General features: G+C 33.0%; 3 protein-coding genes and 2 pseudogenes. 4 read left to right on the top strand and 1 reads right to left on the bottom strand.

Annotated elements, in window-relative coordinates:
• The coding region (locus PHF25_09280) for an N-acetyl sugar amidotransferase (protein MDD4528199.1) at window positions 1–240 on the top strand (240 nt) is incomplete at its 5' end.
• Between the two features lie 13 nt (window positions 241–253).
• Here PHF25_09280 and PHF25_09275 read toward each other — a convergent pair.
• A pseudogene (locus PHF25_09275) lies at window positions 254–542 on the bottom strand (transposase).
• A 163-nt stretch (window positions 543–705) separates the two neighbouring features.
• Here PHF25_09275 and PHF25_09270 point away from each other — a divergent pair.
• The 3 genes and pseudogenes from PHF25_09270 to PHF25_09260 all read left to right on the top strand — a co-directional run bounded on the left by PHF25_09270 (window position 706) and on the right by PHF25_09260 (window position 2,766).
• Window positions 706–1,083 carry an IS66 family insertion sequence element accessory protein TnpB gene (locus PHF25_09270; protein MDD4528198.1) on the top strand — a complete coding sequence of 126 codons (378 nt, stop codon included), beginning with the start codon at window positions 706–708 and terminating at the stop codon, window positions 1,081–1,083.
• A 46-nt stretch (window positions 1,084–1,129) separates the two neighbouring features.
• Window positions 1,130–1,222: pseudogene (locus tag PHF25_09265) on the top strand (DapH/DapD/GlmU-related protein).
• 77 nt (window positions 1,223–1,299) lie between these two features.
• Window positions 1,300–2,766 (top strand): hypothetical protein, encoded by a 1,467-nt coding sequence (locus PHF25_09260; protein MDD4528197.1) that lies wholly within the window; start codon window positions 1,300–1,302, stop codon window positions 2,764–2,766.
• Window positions 2,767–3,214 lie beyond the last annotated feature (448 nt).

Genomic DNA, 3,214 nt, shown 5'->3' with positions numbered 1-3,214 from the left:
TCCGCAACTGATTATGCTGCAAGGATGGTAAGATATGGTATGATTACAAGAGAAAGAGCGTTTGAATTAGTTCGTGAACATGATCACGCTTTAGATCCATTAAGTGTTAGAGACTTTTGTGATTTCCTTGGATATTCCGAAAAACAGTTTTGGGGAATAGTTGATAAGCTTTATAATACAGAAATTTTCTATGAAGACAAAAATGGGAGTTGGAAGTTAAAGAATGAAATAGATAATTAACATTAGGCACTATCTAGAATTTTGTGTAAATGTCAATTGGGGCTTCATAATTACAACAGCGCCCTACCACAAAAAAAGTAACAAACTGATTCAAAATATTAGGCCAGTTTTTTATAGGCATCGTCCATTTCCTTTCTATTTCATTGATAGCAAGATATACGGATTTTAACGACCTCATCATTCGGGAATGAGAGTTTGGCTTTGGTGAATTCCCGAATTAGGCTGTTGAAATTTTCAATCAGGTTGGTCTTTTAGAAGATCTTGCGAATTTCAACTGGGTAGTCTAAAAATGTGATCAGATCATACACCAGATATGAACGGCATAGTGGTATTTCGAGTTTTATTTTTGCAAAAAGTATCCTAGGCCGTTTCTTGAATTGCCCTTGTTGTTTCGTAAGCCCCCGATAAAATACCCATTTTAGCGAAAATGATTTTTCCCGATCTTTGCCTGCAAACCTATTTTTTATGAAGCCTGTAAACAAAGAAGAATTCATGGCGATACTGGAACGCCAACAGAAGAGGGGGTTAAGCATCAAAGATTTTTGTGCAAACGAGTCCTATACGGTCTCTGGCTTCCACTACTGGCAAACCAAGTACGGACTCACCCGGCCCTATAGCAATCATGCGCCGGATGCACCCACGAACATGCTGGCACCAATCAACTTAAACCTACCCATAAAAGCCCCTGTATCCTCGCCGGCTTCATCCCCTCGCAGCAGTCAGGGAGAGATCAGGATAAAACTACCGGGAGGTATCCAGGTCAGCTTCATTGGTAGTGCCCAGGCAGAGATCGCGATCAATTTACTGAATCAAATCTGCTCACGCCATGTTCTGCCTGAATGACCCCATGCGCTATTTCCTGTGCCCGGGAAAGACGGACATGCGAAAATGGATTGGAGCGAATGTTTTTATTAAACCTGGAATTCGTGTCGGAAATAATTCTGTTATCGGTGCAAAATCTGTTGTTACAAAAGACATTTAGCCTGATTCTATATATGGAGGTGTACCTGCAAAACTAAATAGAATGAAAAAGTATTGTAAAATATAGTTGTAAATTTAATGGATAATTTTAAAACCTTAGCTAAAAAGGCACTAACAAATACCGCAATTTTGTATATTATTAGTCGTTATGCGACTTATATTATTCAATTCATAAATTCTCTTTTTATTGCACTTTATTTAGGACCTTATTACTTAGGTGTATGGGGTTTTATTATTTTAATATTGGGTTATTGTGGAAAGTTCGATTTAGGAATAGCTCATTCAGCAAATGCGATTCTATCGATTAATAAGAACAATGATGATTATGTAGAAAAAGTGATTGGTAATTCTTTATCAATGATAATGGGGTTATCAATCGTAATATTACTAGTATTATATTCATTTAAATACATCAATTGTTTTAACATTGGAGAAAAGTATAATTTTGATGAATATATAATAATTGTGAGTATCATTGCGGTGCTTACGTATTTTAATGCTTTATTTTCTAATATTTTCAGAATTTATGGCAAAATTTTACTCATTGCTCTAAATCAATCTCTTTACCCGATCATTGTGTTATTGATCATGCCTTTTTTTAGAAGTGAAATCTTAATATGGGCAATGTTAATAGCATACAGCTTTTCGACTACTATTTCATTTATTTTATTTCTTTATCAAAGACCTGTACCTTTTAAATTAAGATTCAGTTTTGATTTAGTTAAACATATACAAATAAAAGGATGGCATTTATTTGTATACAATACATCTTTGCATTTAATAATATTAAGTACAAATTCTTTTATTAGTAGCTATTATGCGATAGATGAGTTTGGTTATTATACTTTCTCTTATTCGTTTGCTAACGCTATTTTTCTATTGCTTAGCTCAATTTCATATCTAATTTTTCCAAAAATGCTAAATAGATTTGCAAGTAGTAATAACACTCAAATTAATAATATTTTAGGAAACATACGTGTTGCTTATATTTCTTTATCACATTTGATAGTACATTTTTTAATTATAATTTTTCCATTTTTTTTGTTTTTTTTCCCTGAATATCAACAAGCATCACCAATTTTTAAAATAACAGCATTAACTCTAGTCTTATATACGAATTCTTATGGTTATAGCGGGTTGCTAATAGCGAGAGGAAAAGAACGGTCATTAGGACTTCTTACTTTTCTAACTCTTTTATTTAATATTGGTTTAACTTATCTTTTTATTGTTACGTTTAAATTTTCAATTTCATTAGCTATTTTAGGTAGCATGATAACATATTTCTTTTATACTTTATACACGAGTATGAACGGTAGGAAGAATATGGGGTTGAATTCTGGACTCATTTCAACTTTTATAGATGTATATCCTTGGAGAATGATGCTGCCTTTTTTGATTAGTTTAATACTAATTATCACTAACTCGAGAGATGTTTTTTTTATTATTCCATTTACACTTTATTTTTTTCTAAACTTTAATGATATAAAAATAATCAGAAATCTTGTTTTAAAAGTTATAAAAGATCCCAATTTGATGAATATATAGAGAATCATCATTGTCCAGAGAATATTTACATAAATTAAGTTACCCAATCAGCTCTTCCTTCTGTGACATGAACCGAGAACTCTGGCCCTTAACAACGAAGTGCCTGCTGCAGCTATCCTGGACTGACTTCTATACAGATGTGAAGTCATAAAGCTAGCAAGCACGAGCTAAAGACTTGAAAACTGAAAGACAGTCATTAGAGAAAAACAGAAAGAATTTTATTAATAATCTGGGTCAATGTACCTTGAAAGCCAAATCAAAAAAGTGCCGAATAAACTTTGCTAAGAATGTTGGTTTTATATTTGCTTATTACAGGGAATTATTGGGATAATGCAGTGGCTGAAAGTTTCTTCAAAACCTTCAAGTCCGAGCTCGTCTTCGGTACAAAACTTAGAATGGAATTAATCTGTGAGTACGAGAACAATCCTTTGGGTATCGACAATGAAAA

It is taken from the genome of Candidatus Margulisiibacteriota bacterium (assembly GCA_028706105.1).
Taxonomy (GTDB): domain Bacteria; phylum Margulisbacteria; class Riflemargulisbacteria; order GWF2-35-9; family DYQY01; genus DYQY01.
Note: the sequence above shows the minus strand (reverse complement) of the source record. Positions and strands in the feature narration are given on the sequence as shown.

Excerpts from the sequence above, each read along its gene's own strand:
- PHF25_09270 (MDD4528198.1), top strand. The coding sequence starts at position 706 with ATGAAGCCTGTAAACAAAGAAGAATTCATGGCGATACTGGAACGCCAA.
- PHF25_09260 (MDD4528197.1), top strand. The coding sequence starts at position 1,300 with ATGGATAATTTTAAAACCTTAGCTAAAAAGGCACTAACAAATACCGCA.